This window comes from Aerococcus sp. Group 1 (assembly GCF_000193205.1).
GTDB lineage: Bacteria > Bacillota > Bacilli > Lactobacillales > Aerococcaceae > Aerococcus > Aerococcus urinae_A.
Map to the genome: position 1 here is coordinate 390,038 of NC_015278.1, position 15,770 is coordinate 405,807.

Annotated in this window: 17 protein-coding genes, 1 pseudogene and 1 other annotated feature; all 18 genes and pseudogenes read left to right on the forward strand. The window is 43.7% G+C overall.

What is annotated here, in order from left to right; translation table 11 throughout:
- The first annotated feature begins 20 nt into the window (after nucleotides 1–20).
- A complete protein-coding gene (locus tag HMPREF9243_RS01805) occupies nucleotides 21–557 on the forward strand; it encodes an NYN domain-containing protein (RefSeq protein ID WP_013669408.1) in 537 nt (178 codons plus the stop codon).
- Nucleotides 558–578: 21 nt separating this feature from the next.
- Nucleotides 579–1,190, forward strand: coding sequence for an RNA polymerase sigma factor (locus HMPREF9243_RS01810; RefSeq protein ID WP_231286965.1), 612 nt, complete (start codon nucleotides 579–581; stop codon nucleotides 1,188–1,190).
- A gap of 87 nt (nucleotides 1,191–1,277) precedes the next feature.
- Nucleotides 1,278–1,430, forward strand: a complete 153-nt coding sequence (gene rpmG / locus HMPREF9243_RS10200; RefSeq protein WP_060785005.1) for a 50S ribosomal protein L33 — start codon at nucleotides 1,278–1,280, stop codon at nucleotides 1,428–1,430.
- 22 nt (nucleotides 1,431–1,452) lie between these two features.
- Nucleotides 1,453–1,617, forward strand: coding sequence for a preprotein translocase subunit SecE (gene secE, locus HMPREF9243_RS01815; protein ID WP_013669091.1), 165 nt, complete (start codon nucleotides 1,453–1,455; stop codon nucleotides 1,615–1,617).
- 126 nt (nucleotides 1,618–1,743) lie between these two features.
- Nucleotides 1,744–2,304: a transcription termination/antitermination protein NusG gene (gene nusG, locus HMPREF9243_RS01820; protein ID WP_013669067.1), complete on the forward strand. Its 561-nt coding sequence runs from the start codon at nucleotides 1,744–1,746 to the stop codon at nucleotides 2,302–2,304.
- 31 nt (nucleotides 2,305–2,335) lie between these two features.
- Complete coding sequence (locus tag HMPREF9243_RS01825; protein ID WP_013669801.1) at nucleotides 2,336–2,614, forward strand: hypothetical protein; 279 nt, start codon at nucleotides 2,336–2,338, stop codon at nucleotides 2,612–2,614.
- A 141-nt stretch (nucleotides 2,615–2,755) separates the two neighbouring features.
- Nucleotides 2,756–3,181: a 50S ribosomal protein L11 gene (gene rplK / locus HMPREF9243_RS01830; protein ID WP_013669514.1), complete on the forward strand. Its 426-nt coding sequence runs from the start codon at nucleotides 2,756–2,758 to the stop codon at nucleotides 3,179–3,181.
- A 107-nt stretch (nucleotides 3,182–3,288) separates the two neighbouring features.
- The gene (gene rplA, locus HMPREF9243_RS01835; protein WP_013669988.1) at nucleotides 3,289–3,990 is read left to right on the forward strand and encodes a 50S ribosomal protein L1; all 702 of its coding nucleotides are present in this window, start codon (nucleotides 3,289–3,291) and stop codon (nucleotides 3,988–3,990) included.
- A 476-nt stretch (nucleotides 3,991–4,466) separates the two neighbouring features.
- Nucleotides 4,467–4,606, forward strand: a sequence feature (ribosomal protein L10 leader region).
- A gap of 37 nt (nucleotides 4,607–4,643) precedes the next feature.
- Nucleotides 4,644–5,162, forward strand: a complete 519-nt coding sequence (gene rplJ / locus HMPREF9243_RS01840) for a 50S ribosomal protein L10 (RefSeq protein WP_013668520.1) — start codon at nucleotides 4,644–4,646, stop codon at nucleotides 5,160–5,162.
- A 68-nt stretch (nucleotides 5,163–5,230) separates the two neighbouring features.
- Entirely contained in the window at nucleotides 5,231–5,602 is a 372-nt protein-coding gene (gene rplL / locus HMPREF9243_RS01845; protein WP_013669121.1) for a 50S ribosomal protein L7/L12, read from the forward strand.
- Between the two features lie 504 nt (nucleotides 5,603–6,106).
- Complete coding sequence (locus HMPREF9243_RS01855) at nucleotides 6,107–7,087, forward strand: LacI family DNA-binding transcriptional regulator (protein WP_013669170.1); 981 nt, start codon at nucleotides 6,107–6,109, stop codon at nucleotides 7,085–7,087.
- A 214-nt stretch (nucleotides 7,088–7,301) separates the two neighbouring features.
- Nucleotides 7,302–8,249: a sugar kinase gene (locus tag HMPREF9243_RS01860; RefSeq protein ID WP_013669759.1), complete on the forward strand. Its 948-nt coding sequence runs from the start codon at nucleotides 7,302–7,304 to the stop codon at nucleotides 8,247–8,249.
- Nucleotides 8,250–8,264: 15 nt separating this feature from the next.
- A complete protein-coding gene (locus tag HMPREF9243_RS01865; RefSeq protein ID WP_013669005.1) occupies nucleotides 8,265–9,278 on the forward strand; it encodes a 2-keto-3-deoxygluconate permease in 1,014 nt (337 codons plus the stop codon).
- Between the two features lie 290 nt (nucleotides 9,279–9,568).
- Nucleotides 9,569–10,171 carry a class I SAM-dependent methyltransferase gene (locus HMPREF9243_RS01870; RefSeq protein ID WP_013668669.1) on the forward strand — a complete coding sequence of 201 codons (603 nt, stop codon included), beginning with the start codon at nucleotides 9,569–9,571 and terminating at the stop codon, nucleotides 10,169–10,171.
- Nucleotides 10,172–10,334: 163 nt separating this feature from the next.
- A protein-coding gene (locus tag HMPREF9243_RS10205) for an IS3 family transposase (protein WP_101560582.1) occupies nucleotides 10,335–11,761 on the forward strand; the annotation gives its coding sequence in 2 pieces (ribosomal slippage) (nucleotides 10,335–10,845 and nucleotides 10,845–11,761; 1,428 coding nt in all).
- A 340-nt stretch (nucleotides 11,762–12,101) separates the two neighbouring features.
- Nucleotides 12,102–13,319, forward strand: coding sequence for a glycine betaine/L-proline ABC transporter ATP-binding protein (locus HMPREF9243_RS01885; protein WP_013669779.1), 1,218 nt, complete (start codon nucleotides 12,102–12,104; stop codon nucleotides 13,317–13,319).
- Nucleotides 13,312–15,058 (forward strand): annotated as a pseudogene (locus tag HMPREF9243_RS10675) (ABC transporter permease/substrate binding protein). The gene HMPREF9243_RS01885 and the pseudogene HMPREF9243_RS10675 overlap by 8 nt, the downstream one beginning before the upstream one ends.
- Before the next feature lie 175 nt (nucleotides 15,059–15,233).
- Nucleotides 15,234–15,677 (forward strand): hypothetical protein, encoded by a 444-nt coding sequence (locus HMPREF9243_RS01900; protein ID WP_013669230.1) that lies wholly within the window; start codon nucleotides 15,234–15,236, stop codon nucleotides 15,675–15,677.
- Nucleotides 15,678–15,770 lie beyond the last annotated feature (93 nt).

A 15,770-nucleotide genomic window follows, 5' to 3' on the forward strand; every position in this document is an offset into this window, starting at 1 on the left:
CCAAGGTGGTGAAAAGATATATGCGCAGGGAAGTACTTATTGTGGATGGTTATAATATGATCGGGGCTTGGCCAGAACTGGTTAAACTCAAGGGCCAAGACGACATAGAAGGTGCCCGCGACCAATTGCTACAGCGCTTGTCTAATTATGCGGCTTACCATGCCTTGGCCTGTTGGGTGGTTTTTGATGCCATGTTTGTCCCGGGACTCTCCAAGTCCTATAAGAAGTACCGCTTGAATGTGGTCTTTACTGCTGAAGGGCAGACGGCTGACTCTTACATTGAAGCCATGATCCAGCGGCAAGTGGGGGTCTTAACCAATGTCACGGTGGCCACCTCTGATTTGGCTGAACAGCGACTGGTCTTTCAACAGGGAGCTATCCGCCAATCCGCCCTGGAACTCTTAAAAAATGTTCAACAAACCGAAAAAAATATCCGCCGGGGCGAAAAGAATCACGACCGGCTCGCCTTGAATTACCAAAGGCGGAATCCTTGGACCTATCACCAATTACAAACGCTCAAGAATCTGCTGGATGATCTCAGTCAGAGTGAGGAGTAATGGAGTGATACCGTGGAAGAAATGCTTTCCTATGAGGAAATGGAAAACCAAGATTTAATTCATTTGTTAGTGGAAGGCCGCGATGATCAGGCCTTTGAAGTTTTATATGAGCGCCATCGTTCAACCGTTTATTTCTTTTTGCGTAAGTATTATGGCCATATTGAAGATGTGGATGACTATTTTCAATTAGCGGCCATCAGTCTCTATGAAGTCTGCCAGGACTACCAGGCCAAGACCCTGGGCTACAGCTATAGTCTCTTTACTGCCTTAGGACGACGGATTGAAAGTCGGATCATTGACCAAATGCGTAAGCAAGGCTCCAAAAAACGCCTCCCCAAAGCAAAAACGGTCTACTATGACGGGATCGTCTGTGAAGACGGGGGACCTGCCTTCCTTAACCAGATTCCCCAACGGCATTATTCCAGTCCGGACCAGGCCTATTTATTGAAGGAAAGCTACCAAGCTTACCAGCTGACCCTGTCTCCCCTAGAAAGGGCAGTCTTAAATGGTCACCTAGCTCAAAAAAGTGATGAGTCCTTGGCCCAAGACTTGGGGGTGTCAGTCAAGCAGGTGAGGCATGCCTATTACCGCTTGCGGGCCAAGTGGCGCCGTCACCAGGCTGAAGAGGATTAACTGCCGGGCACTTTTCCTAATAAAAAGTTGACTTTGACTCCTAAAGTCGTTACCATGTTTAAGATGGAAGAGAAAAGGAGCTTGACTATGGCATCCAATAAAATCATTTTAGCTTGTTCTGAGTGTGGTTCGCGCAATTACACCATTAAGAGTAATAACACGGCCCGCACCGAGCGACTTGAAGTGAAGAAGTACTGTCGCTTCTGCAACAAGCACACCTTGCATAAGGAAACCAAGTAGGATTAGTTATTGAGGAGAGCATATGATTAACGCATTTAAAGAACTAAAAAAGGTCACCTGGCCCAGCGGACGTGAATTACGTCGCGATACCGCTATCGTTATCGTTACCATCATCATCATGGCCTTCTTCTTAGGGCTCACTGATGAAATCGTTACCCAATTATTTAACCTCTATATCCAACTCTAAAAGAGACCCTTAGCTGGGCTTACGGGGCGCTTGCCTCTCTTTGTGAGTGTGGTATAATAACAGCAAGTAAACAAGGACCTTTCCCTAGCGGAAGGTTTTTTCATTTAGGATAAAAAGGAGAGACTTATGGCGACTGAAATTGAACCACAAAAACAATGGTATGTCCTGCATACTTATTCAGGATACGAAAATAAAGTCAAAGAAAACTTGGAAAGCCGGATCACTTCCATGGATATGGAGGAATATATCTTCCGCGTGGTCGTTCCAGAAGAAGAAAAATTACAAAAAAACAAATCAGGCCAAGAAAAAGTAGTGAAGACCCAAACCTTCCCGGGCTATGTCTTCGTAGAAATGATTATGAGTGACGAAGCCTGGTTTGTGGTCCGCAATACCCCTAACGTGACCGGTTTTCTCGGTTCTCACGGTCAAGGGTCTAAACCCGTCCCCCTACTTCCAGATGAAGTTCACCGCCTCTTACGTTCTCAAGGCATCTCTGCGCCTAAACGCGATATCAGCTTTGAGGATGGGGAAGTGGTGGAAGTTATCGATGGCGCCTTCCTTGGTTTAGAGGGTCGGATTGAAGAAATTGATGAAGAACACCAAAAACTCAAATTAACCATTGAAATGTTTGGCCGGGAAACCATCGCTGAAGTGGACTTTGACCAAGTGGATAAGCTAGACGCTTAAGTCTAGACCTTGACGAGGGGAGGTATGGGACATGGCCTGGTTATGGCTATTTTTATTGGCGGTTGTTATCGGTAGCCTCTTGGGTCAAGTGCTCAACCACAAGGTCAAGACGGGCGCCATCCTGCCTTGTATCTTCTGGACCTTGCTGGGAGCCGGACTGGGCCAAGTCTTAGTGAGCGGCTGGCATCTCTTTGTGGTCTCGCTCTCCTGGCTGACTGTCCTTCCCCTAGCCCTCCTGTTTGGGATGGCCTATAGTGCCTACTATAATTACCGACACCGCTACCGTAGTGAACAAATGGATAAAAGTTAAAATATCACTTGCAAAGCGTGTTGCTTTGTGCTTTAATAATGTATTGTGTACGTCCTCTTAGAAGACGCTACAACTGTGGGAGGAGAAATCTTTAAACTCCACTAAACCACAACACGGACAAGAACTAAGGAGGAATGTTTCGTGGCTAAAAAAGTAGACTCAGTTGTTAAATTACAAATCCCTGCTGGGCAAGCAAGTCCTGCACCACCTGTTGGTCCTGCATTAGGTCAAGCGGGTATTAACATTATGGGATTCTGTAAAGAATTTAACGCTAAAACTCAAGAACAACAAGGATACGTTATTCCTGTTGTGATTACTGTTTATGAAGACCGTTCATTTACTTTTGTTACCAAGACCCCACCAGCAGCAGACTTATTGAAGAAAGCCGCTAATGTGGAAAAAGGTTCCGGCGAACCTAACAAGAACAAAGTCGCTACCGTAACAAAAGATCAAGTACGTGAAATTGCAGAAACCAAAATGCAAGATCTTAACGCAGCCGACGTTGAAGCTGCTATGCGTTTGATTGAAGGTACTGCACGTTCAATGGGAATCGTTGTAGAAGGCTAATCCCTAGCAAACGTTGTCTAGATCGCTCAGTCAATCGCCATAATACCTTTTTGGTGTTATGAGTGGGAGGACTATCCGTTAAAACCACATAGGAGGAATGAAATAAAATGGCAAAACAATCTAAGAAATTAAAAGCAGCATACGAAAAAATCGATGCGAACAAAAAATACGATGCCAAAGAGGCTATCGAATTATTAAAAGACATTGACTTCGCTAATTTTGATGCTTCCTTTGAAGTATCTTACCGTTTAGGGATTGAAGTGAAGAAAAACGACCAACAAATCCGTGGGGCTATGGTTCTACCTAAGGGAACCGGTAAGAGCCAAACTGTTTTAGTCTTTGCCCAAGGGGAAAAAGCCCAAGAAGCTAAAGATGCTGGCGCGGATTACGTTGGTGACGACGACTTAGTTCAAAAAATCAACGATGGTTGGATGGACTTCGACGTTGTTGTAGCAACCCCAGACATGATGGGTAAAATTGGCCGTTTAGGTCGGGTATTAGGGCCTAAAGGTTTAATGCCTAACCCTAAAACGGGTACCGTTACCCAAGATGTCACCAAAGCTGTTAACGACATCAAAGCTGGTCAAATTGAATACCGTGCTGACAACGGTGGGAACGTGCATACCTTAATTGGTAAAGTTTCCTTCAGCACTGAAGACTTACTTGAAAACTTCAAGGCAATTCATGAAACCTTAGTACGTGAAAAACCAGCTGCCGCTAAGGGTCGTTATATTAAGAACTTAGTAGTTACAACAACCATGGGCCCTGGTATCCAAGTGGACCCAAGCTCAATCGGTGAAGACATCTAATTCAATGAATAAAGAAGAGAGTCTGGGACAAAAGTCTCGGACTCTTTTTGCTTACAATTAGTCTTAAAACAAAATGGACTTGGTAAATCATTATGAGCAGGAGTGGCGCTTTGAAATGGGTCCTTAGCCATGAATAAGCAAGTATTAGGGTGCGAGGACTAGCGCGGGGCTTTCGTTCACTGGAGCAAGTCACCAGAGCAGTCTATAAGACTGCGGCGGGGACTTGTGAAGTGACACGCAAGCTGCTAGGCCGAACCCGACTCGATGTGAATTACCGGCTAGTAGGCATCAGCCGTACTAGCCCTTTGAAGCTCGCTAAGTGAGGGACCTTGGCCCGAACTGCTGCCATGGCTTTTCAACGACCACATTTCAAAAGCAGAGCAGATGCTCATAACGATTTACATTTAGGTCTATATTTTTTCAAAAAAAGTGTTGACAAGTTCAAGTGATTTCAGTATTATATTCAATATGTTGATTATTTAAATCAAAGCGAACCGAAGACAGTTAGTGGCTCTGGGCCTTAATTTCTAACCGAGGGAGATAATAACACTATAAGCCTTATAGTGTCTGCATAATCTCTGTGTCTTTTGGGGACATGGAGTTTTTTATTGCTTATAAAAAACTCTATCTTATTTTATCGGAGGTGAAACTGAGTGAGTGAACAAGCTATTGCTAAAAAACAACAAGAAGTTGATGCAATTGTTGAACGTATTAATAATTCAATTTCCTTCGTGGTAGTTGACTATTTAGGTCTTACAGTTTCTGAGGTTACTGAGTTGCGTAAACAATTACGTGACGAAGATGTTTTCTTCAAAGTAATTAAGAATACCATGATGCGTCGTGCTTTAGACCAAGCTGGTATTGAATACCATGAAGAAGTCTTCCAAGGACCTACTGCTGTGGCTTTCAGTGCTGAAGATGCTGTTGCACCAGCACGTATCTTAGCAAACTTTGCTAAGGATGCTGATGCCCTAACACTTAAGGGTGGGGTTATCGATGGTAAGATCATGTCTAAAGAAGAAATCCACAAGATTGCTTCCTTACCAAGCCGCGACGGTTTACTATCTATGTTACTTTCTGTATTGCAAGCACCAGTCCGCAACGTGGCTTATGCTGTTAAAGCAGTACAAGACAAGATGGAAGAAGATGCTCCAGCTGAAGCAGCTGAATAATCAGTGGCTTTTAGCTTAATGATGTAGAATCCCAAAGAAATCACTTAAATAAATGGAGGAATTTAAAGATGGCTTTAAATATTGAACAAATTATTGCTGACTTAAAAGAAGCAACAATCTTAGAATTAGCTGACTTAGTATCAGCAATTGAAGAAGAATTCGGCGTTTCTGCTGCAGCTCCTGTAGCAGTTGCAGGTGCAGGTGCTGGTGAAGCAGCAGCTGAAGAAAAAACTGAATTTGACGTTGAATTAACCGAAGCAGGCGCAGCTAAGATCAAAGTGATCAAAGCAGTTCGTGAAGCAACAGGTTTAGGCTTGAAAGAAGCTAAAGACTTAGTTGACGGCGCTCCAGCAGTTGTTAAAGAAGGTCTTCCTAAAGAAGAAGCCGAAGCTCTTAAAGCTGCTATCGAAGAAGCCGGCGGTAAAGCTGAACTTAAATAATCATCTTAATGATGAAAAGAGTTGTAACATCAGTTACAGCTCTTTTTTTATTAGAGTGTGACAAGCGCGCCAAAGAGCAAGACCACTGGAAGAAAAAGACGCAAAAATTCTCAAAGAGAATTTGTCGTCATTATCTGAAGTGGATGCTTGCTCTGCGCTTGGAACACGTTTTAAGTAGAGTGCGACAGTCACACCAAAGGACGAAACCACTGGAGCTAAAGAGAGAAAGAATTCTTGAAAAGAATTCGTCTCCCTTTAGTGAAGTGGACGTTCGTCCTGTGACTGGAGCAGGTTTGAGTAGAGTGTGACTGGAGCACGTTTTAGATATATTCATAACTCAAAGAGTTTAAGATGTTTTGTCTTAAGCTCTTTTTATTTACTGGGGAATTGTCATCAGCATGGCTAATAAGCTCCTTGAAGGGTGATGAAAAAGCATATTATCTTTCAAAAAATCCCCTCTAGGTCTGCTATAATAGATAGGACTAAATAGGAAAGGGATTAGTAATGAATAAACGCGTGACTATCCAAGAAGTAGCCGACCAAGCCGGGGTATCTAAGACCACGGTGTCGCGCTATCTGAATAAGAAATACCATAAAATGTCGCCCGCTACCAAAAAGCGGATAAAAACTGTCATTGAAGAGCTCGACTACCGACCCAGCCGTCAAGCTCAGGCACTCAAGTCCAAGCGCTCTTATTTAATTGGTGTGGTCATTGCTGATATTTCCAATATGTATGCTTCCTTATTGCTCAAGGGGATGAGCCAGGTCTTCAACCAGGCCAAGTGGCAGATGATCATCTTGGATTCCTTAGGGGAGGTCGACTTGGAAAGCCAATATCTGGAGCGCCTAATTGATCAAAACGTCGATGGGATTATTCTTCAACCAGCGGCTATAAGCAGTGAGAATTACCAGTTTATTGAAGACATGCAGCTCCCTCTCATCCTGGCTGACCGAAAAACCTATCCAACCCAGTGGCTAACCATTGGAACCGATAATGAAGCAGTGATTAGTCGACTCTTTGAACAGGTTCATTTAAGCGACTACCAGGCTTTTGTGGTGGTCAGTGAAGTCCTGGCTCCAGTTTCTACCCGACAAGACCGCTATCAAGCGGTTGTTACTGCTTGCGCCCCCGCTCCCGTCCACTTAATTGAAGTGGGCCAGGGAAATTGGCAGGAAGCGATCTTAGGCTTTGCTGGCCAACAAAAGACGCTATTTTTCTGCAATAATGGCCGGGTCATGATTGAAGTTTTACGGATTTTGAAGCTTGGCCACTTCCAGGTCCCTGAAGAAGTAGGGGTGACGGGCTTTGATGACTGGCACATGACCGATATGATTGGACCAGGAATTACCAGTATTGAACAACCTACTGAAAAAATCGGGGCCAGCCTAGCAGAAAATTTACTGGCTGCTATTCAAGGGAAAAAGACCCTTCAACCCGGTTACCAAGCCATCCCTTCCCATATTTCCTTACGGTCTTCAGTATGAGGAAAAAGAGCCGGTTAGGAAGTAAACTACAGAAATAAGATATACAGAAGTGTCTCTAGGAGGCACTTTTTTCTAAACAAATTATCTAAGCGCTTACATTTTTACTTGACTTTTCCTGCTTTTGTCTTTATTCTTTAATTAGGAAACCGGTTAACCTATTATCGAAAAGGTTAATTTGACAGTGTAGTGAGAAGACTTAGAGGAGGCAATCGATATGCATTTAGATTTTGTAACTTTTGGTGAACCTTTATACATGTTTTATGCTAATGAACCGGGCGCTTTAGAAGACGTCAATAACTGGTCTCGGGCTCTAGCGGGAGCGGAAACCAACGTGGCTGCGGGCTTATGCCGTTTAGGCCACCAAACGGGTCTGGTGACCAAGTTAGGTGAGGACATGCTAGGCCGCTTTATCACCAAGGCCATGGCTAAGGAAGGTATTGATACCACGGGTGTTCAAACCACGGACCAACGCTTTACTGGCTGGTACATTAAGGAAAAGAATGAAGAAGACGACCCTGCTATTGAATACTTCCGTAAGGGCTCAGCGGCGTCAACCATGAGCGTGGAAGACTTTGACGAAGATTACTTTGGCTCAGCAGACTATATGCATGTAACTTCAATCTTTGCGGCTTTATCAGAGGACTGCTATAACTTCTCCAAGAAAGCAGTGGAATACATGCACAAGGCGGGCAAGGTGATTTCCTTCGACCCTAACTTGCGTCCACAATTATGGGACCATGACCGCATGGTTGAATTTGTAAACGAAACTGCTAAATCCGTCGACATCTTCCTACCTGGTTTAGAAGAAGGCAAGATCTTAACGGGCTTAGACAAGGCTGAAGATATCGCTAAATTCTACCTGGACTTGGGTGTGAAAATTGTGATTGTTAAAACCGGAGCTTCCGGAGCCTACTATGCAACTAGTGAGGGCAAGAGTGGCCAAGTAGCTGGCTACCAAGTGACGCCAATTGATACCGTTGGCGCCGGCGATGGCTTTGCGGTCGGTGTGATTTCTGGTTTGAAGGAAGGTCTATCCTTAGAAGACAGTATCTTACGCGGTAACGCTATCGGAGCCCGTCAAGTGACCTTTGAAGGCGACAATGATGGCTTGCCTAACCAAGAAGAATTAGAAGAATTTATGGCCAATACCAAACGGGCTTAAGGAAGGTGGTCTAAAATGAAAATTGAAAAAACCATTGCTAAAATCCCGGGCGGAAATATTATTGTGCCCCTCTTAGCGGGAACCTTACTTAACACCCTCTGGCCCACTGCCCACGAATATTTTGGTGGGGTGACGGGGGCCTACCTGACCGGGTCATCCGCTGTCTTGTTCTGTTTCTTCTTCTGCGTGGGGGCCTCAGTCAACCTCAATGCTTCTGGGGGCTACATTGCTAAGAAGGGCTTACTCCTATCAGGCGGCCGGCTCTTAATCGCTTTGGCTCTGGGTTTAATTCTTGGTGCCATCCTACCAGCAGAAGGTATTCAAAGTGGCCTCCTCACTGGGGTATCCACTTTGGCTGTGGTGACCGCCTTTAGCCAAACCAACGGCGGGCTATATGTATCTATTATCCCAGAAGGGCGCGAATATGACCTGGCCGCCTTTCCGATGATTGCTATCCAATCGGGGCCTTTCTTTACCATGTTGATTTTAGGTTTGACCGGGGCTAGTTTCCCCTTTGGTTCCATTATTTCTACTCTCTTACCTTTTGCTTTAGGCTTAATTGGGGGGACCTTGGACTCCGACGTGCGCGATAAGTATGCGCCTGGGGTAGGGATTTTGATTCCATTCTTTATCTTTGCCTTAGGTTACACCCTGAACTTTAAGACTATCTTCCAAGCTGGGCTGAGTGGGGTGCTTATCGGAGTGGCTGTTGTCTTAGTGACTGGTGGCCTGCTCTCCTTCTTAGACATTAAATGGCTAGGTTCAGACGGGGTAGCGGGTTGGGCCCAATCCTCTACTGCTGGGGCTGCTGTTGCCGTTCCAGCCGTGATTGCGGGAATCTCTGAACAGTTCCAACCGGTAGCTGAATCAGCCACCGCCATTGTCGCGACTTCAGTGATCGTGACTGCTATCCTTACTCCATTAGTCACATCCTGGGTGAGAAAACAAGCAGAGAAGAAAAATCTTCCCGAAGCCCCCAGTGAAGTCTTAAAAGAAGTAAAAAATAAATATAAGTGGCCGAGGCCCTAGTAGTAAAGTAAAGCAACAAGCGATGGTAGAAAACCTGACCATCGCTTTTTTACTGGTAAATTGTCCTTGTCGCTAGAAAGATCTACCAGTAAAATAGGGAGGAAGGATGTGAGGACTTCTGAAACGGAGCTCACCTCGCGCTTGGAACAGGTTTGAATAGAGTGTGACAAGCGCAAAAAGAGGGGAGACCATTGGAAGAAGTACGCAGTAAATCCTCAAAGAGGATTTAGAAGGACTTCTGAAATGGAGCTCACCTCGCGCTTGGAACAGGTTTAGAAGGATGTGAAGTGATGAGCCATCAATATTTTGAAGATAACAGCCAATTGGCCCACGATAAGAAGACCTGGCAGACTGTGGTCGATGGGCGGACCTATGAATTTATCACCGATAGCGGGGTTTTTTCGCGGGGGCGTTTAGACTATGGCACCCGGGTCATGCTGGAAGCCCTCTTAAAGGAAGGGAAGACTTATCATAAGATCTTGGACTTGGGCTGTGGTTATGGCCCAGTAGGTGTGGTTCTCGGCGACCATTATCCCGAAGTCCACTTGGACCTGGTTGATGTCAATGAACGGGCCTTGGCCTTAGCCAAGAAAAATTTAGCCCTCAACCAGGTCGACTCAGCTAATTTTTACCTGTCCTCGGCCTATGAAGGCCTCAGCGACCATGATTATGACCTGATTATCACCAATCCTCCCATTCGAGCCGGGAAGAAAGTGGTCCACGCCTTTATTGAAGGGGCCTATGACTACTTAGAGGCAGGAGGCGACTTAGTTGTGGTCATTCAAAAGAAACAAGGGGCTCCCAGTGCCAAAAAGAAAATGGAAGAGGTCTTTAATAACGTGACTGAGATTGACCGCGATAAGGGTTACTGGGTCCTGGTTAGTCAACGTTAAGCGAAGCCAAGGCCAGAATTTAGGCTGAAATTTTAAAGAAAATAAAAATTCTTAGAAAAGCCTTTACATTGTATTAAAAATAAAAAAGATTAGAAAAAACACACCGCTTATGTAGTGACCCCCAAAAGTTGGACTAAGAATTCAACTTTTGGGGGTTATTTTTATGTCTAAATATTCATTAGAATTTAAACTGAATTTAGTAGGAGACTATATTGCGAAAAAAGGAAGTTATCGAACCTTAGCTAATAAAGCAGGAATAGATCCTTCTATTTTACGAAGGTGGGTTAATAACTATTATGAATTTGGTGTAGATGGTTTAAAGAAAAGGCGGACTCAACAGGTTTATACTGTTGAATTCAAATTAAATGCGATAGAATTGTATGAAAGTACGGAAATGAGTTATCGCGAATTGGCCAATTCATTAAACATGAATAATCCAAGTCTAATCGCTAATTGGCGAAGAGCTTATCATGAAAGAGGACTTGATGGCCTTTCCGCGAGGAAAGGAAGGCCACCTAAAGTGTCTAAAAAGAAATCACAAATCAATCAAATAAAGGATAGCAGCGAAACCAATCAGTTAAGTGAAGCAAAAATAAAGGAACTTGAACAACGGATTACGGATTTAGAAATTGAGAACAAATTTTTAAAAGGATTGAGGAGACGTGTGGCTCAAAGAGTCAAGCGAGAAAAGAAGAAATAGTGACCGAAATCACACGTCTCCATGATGAAAAATATGCTTTAAAAGATATTCTTAGCGTTTTAAAGTTTCCTAAATCGACCTACTTTTATTGGAAAAATAAAGATGAGGAAATTGATAAGGATGCCGATTTAAAAGAGGAAATGAAAGACATCAGAGAAACCCATAAGGATTATGGTTATCGAAGAATGCGAGCTGAACTGCTTTCCCGTGGTTATAAGGTCAGTAAAAACAAAGTTCAACGCCTAATGAAAATTATGGGGATACAGGTCACTAGCTATACTAGAAAGACAAGAAAATATAATTCCTACAAAGGAACGATTGGAGAGATAGCGCCAAATCGTATCAACCGGCGGTTTGATTCGACCATTCCTTATCAAAAAATAACAACAGACACAACAGAATTTAAATACTACTATGCCGATGATTCTGGGAATTATCAAACTGGAAAACTCTATTTAGATCCTTACATGGATCTATTTAATCGAGAAATTATTTCTTTTAAGATAACACATCAGCCTAATGGACAAAGCATGTTGGAGGGGCTACAAGCTGCCATTGAAGCAAGTAAATTATGTCCATACAGAAGAACCTTTCATTCTGATCAGGGCTGGGCCTATCAAATGAAAAGTTACACCCGGCTCTTGAAGGATCACCGAATTTTTCAAAGTATGTCTCGTAAAGGAAATTGCTTAGATAATTCGCCAATGGAGAATTTCTTTAGTCTACTAAAACAAGAAGTCTACTATGGTCGGACTTATCATTCCTTTGAAGAATTAGCACAAGCGATTGAAGATTTTATAATCTATTACAATGGTGAAAGAATCAAAGAAAAATTAGATTTTAGGAGTCCTATAGAATTTCGTCTTCATCACGCTTCTTTCGCCGCTTAATGATTACACATAAACTTTAAACTTATCAAGAGCCGCTACGCTCTTCCTCTTGACAAGTTTAAATTTCTGAGTAAATGTGTCGGCAAGAAATAAGCAAGAACTGTAAGCAACAAAAAAGAGCTGGCCAAAGGCCAACTCACTATATATAAAGTCCAACTTATTGGGGTCACCATATTATGCCTATTGCTAAGCGGTTTTTTAATTTTATGAGAAAAAGATGAGAAAAATGAGAAAAACTCTCTTCAGACAGACGGGCTAGCCATAAGTTTTGAAATATGGTCAAGCTTTTGATAGGTTTATTATTGTGTTTTTTATTATCAAGTGCGAGAGAGGAGAAATTATGGCGTCAATAAAAGTAGAAAATTTGACTAAAATATTTGGCTCAGCCCAAGCCATAGATAAAGCAAAAAAATTAGTGGAAAAGGGTGAATCCAAAGAAGAAATCGTTAACCAAACCGGTGCTACTGTCGGGGTTTACGATGCTTCTTTTGAAGTCAATGATGGCGAGATCTTTGTTATTATGGGGCTTTCTGGTTCAGGTAAGTCGACCTTACTGCGGATGCTCAACCGTCTGATTGAACCGACCCATGGCCAAGTAAGTATTGACGGGGAAAGTGTCACCCAAGCCAATGACGAAGAATTGCGCAATATCCGCCGCAAGAAAGTCAGCATGGTTTTCCAAAGTTTTGCGCTTTTCCCTCATAAAACCATTCTCGAAAATACCGAATTTGGTCTAGAAATTCAAGGTGTTGACGGAGAAGAAAGACGGAAACGGGCCCAAGATGCCTTAGAAACCATGGGTCTATCTGCCTACCAAGACCAACTGCCCGAACAACTCTCTGGTGGGATGCAGCAACGGGTAGGTTTGGCTAGAGCTTTAGCTAGTGATACCGACATTCTCCTAATGGATGAGGCCTTTTCAGCCTTAGACCCCTTGATTCGTGCTAACATGCAAGACGAACTGATTGAACTGCAAAGTAAGCTCAATAAGACCATCGTTTTCATTACCCACGACTTGGATGAAGCCTTACGTTTAGGTGACCGCATTGTCTTGATGCGTAATGGTCACATTGAACAAATTGGTACCGGGGAAGAAATCTTAGAAAACCCTGCCAATGACTATGTGGAAACCTTTGTTGGTGGTGTGGACCGGTCCAAGGTCTTTACTGCAGAGAATGCCATGGAAGCTCCTGGTTATGTCTTCAATAAGGATCGGGTAGGCGCTCGGGTGGCCTTGAAGATTATGCAAAACGAACATACCTCGACCTTATATGTGATTGACGGTGACCGCAAAATTCATGGTTATGTGACTGATAAGGACCTGGCTGATCTCATTCGCAAAAATAAACAGACTAAGAATATTTATGTCGATGACATTATCCGTACTGATAATCCTCTGGTCAATCAGAATACGCCAATTAACGAAATGTATGACCTCATGAGTGATACCAATATGCCGATTGCGGTGGTCGATGATGACCAACGCTTACTGGGTTATGTGGACCGGCGCTTAGTCATTGACCAATTATCTGGACAAGGAGGCGATAACAATGAATAATATCCTATTATTTCCCTTAGAACCCCTACCAGTTGCTGAATGGATTGAAGCAGCTACCTCTTGGTTAACCACGACTTTCTCAGGACTCTTTGATGTGGTCCAAAGTATCGGGTCAACCGTGATGAACTCGGTGAATGATGTCTTACTATGGTTCCCGCCCTTCCTCTTCATTCTCTTAGTGGCTGTTTTAGCCTACTTTGCCACCAACCGCCGCTTTGGCGTTCCTGTCTTTGTCCTACTTGGCTTAGGCTACGTTCTTAACCAGGGTTTGTGGAGCCAGTTGACCCAAACTATTACCTTGGTGCTGATTTCTTCCTTGGTTTCCATTATTATTGGGATTCCTTTAGGGATTTTATCAGCCAAGAGCAAGTGGGTTCATATTATCCTCAAACCGATTCTGGACTTTATGCAAACCATGCCGGCCTTTGTTTACCTGATTCCAGCGGTTGCCTTCTTTGGAATTGGGATGGTACCGGGAGTCTTCGCTTCCGTGATCTTTGCCCTCCCACCAACGGTTCGTTTTACCGAGCTGGGAATTACCCAAATTTCTACCGAATTGATCGAGGCCGCCGATGCTTTCGGGTCTACTCCATGGCAAAAACTCTTTAAGGTTGAGCTACCCTTAGCCCAAGCTACTATTATGGCCGGGGTTAACCAAACCGTGATGCTAGCCCTTTCCATGGTCGTGACTGGGTCTATGATTGGGGCACCTGGTTTAGGGCGCGATGTCCTATCTGCCCTACAACGGGCCCAAGTCGGAAGTGGTTTCGTGGCTGGTTTAGCTATCGTTATCTTAGCTATCGTAGTTGACCGGATCACCAATGGCTTTGCCTCACGTGACCAGTAAAGGAGGATGAACAATGTTTAAAAAAATTGCCCTCGCTCTCTTAGCTGCCCTTGGCTTACTCTTAACCTTTGGCAGTGAAGATTCCTATAAAAGTAGCCTCTTTTCAGGCGGCGGAGCTGGCGGAGAAACCGTCACTTTAGCCTATGTGAACTGGGACAGTGAAGTCGCTTCGACGCAAGTGATTGCTGAAGTTTTACGTCAAGAAGGCTTTAACGTTGAGCAAGTTCCTTTGGATAACGCTATTATGTGGTCTTCAGTAGCCAGTGGCGAATCAGATGCCATGGTATCTGCCTGGTTACCGATCACCCACGCGGAGCAAATTGAACAGTATGGTGACCAAATTGTTCATGCTGGGGTCAGTCTGGAAGGCGCCCGTACGGGGCTAGTGGTGCCGACTTATATGGACCAAGTCAATTCCATTGAAGACTTGAGTTCAGAAGCCGGCCAAACCATCACCGGGATTGAACCTGGTGCCGGCATTATGGCCTCCACTGAAAAAGCACTCCAAGAGTACCCTAATTTAGGATCTTGGAACTTAGCTTCTTCTTCCTCAGGGGCCATGGCCACTTCTCTAGGCCAAGCCTACAATAACCAAGAAGAGATTGTGGTAACGGGCTGGAACCCTCACTGGAAATTTGCTAAGTATGACTTGAAATACTTGGAAGATCCGAAAGGGGTTTACGGAGAAGGAGAAACCATTAACACCTATACCCGCCAAGGCTTCCAAGAAGACAATCCTAGAGCTTATCAAATCCTAGCCAACTTCCATTGGACCCTAGAAGACATGGAATCCGTGATGTTAGATATTTCTAATGGGACGGATCCTAGTCAAGCCGCTCAAAAATGGATTGAAGCCAACCCAGACAAGGTCAGTGAATGGACAGCGGAATAGCCCGTTCGCTGACAAAAGCAAGAAAATAAAAAACATGAATTCACAAGCAAGCTTTTTTAAAAAAGAAAGCTTGCTTTTTTGTTTGTTGTCATAGTATAATGAATCTGTGAAATAAATCACTAACTTTGGGCACTAACAAAGGAAAAAGCAATTATTAAGAAAGGGAGTTATTCGAATGACAAAAGCAATGAAGTCCTTAGAGTTTCATTTTCATAATGGTGGGGTATGGGAAATCCCTATGGAACATGTAGGAGATATCTGGATTGGCCGGATTACCACTTCTTATGGTCGCATTAACGGCCAAGGGGATATCGTAGAAATCCACCCATGTAAGACCTTCAAGATTGAAATCCTTCCTGATGCGGACGTTTTCCAATCCAATAGTATCGTCCAAGGAGGCTTGATGGGTGGTATGTTTGAAAACGTGGTCAATAACAATGACCTGGAATACCTCACCATTCATTGGTCAAGTGGCCGGGAATCAGAAATCTACTTCCCATTTAAGGCCTCCACTACCGATAAGGTCGACAATGTTTACATGAGCTCAAAAGTGAAGGACAATGGTAATCTCTGTATTGTAATTAATCGTGAAGCCACTGTTGATGACATCTTTGAATAAACGAATGAAATAGCCTTCATTCGATGAGAAGTTGGGACTGAACGTTCTGACTTCTTTTTTCATATTTTAAGAAAGTTTAACTTATGCTATCAT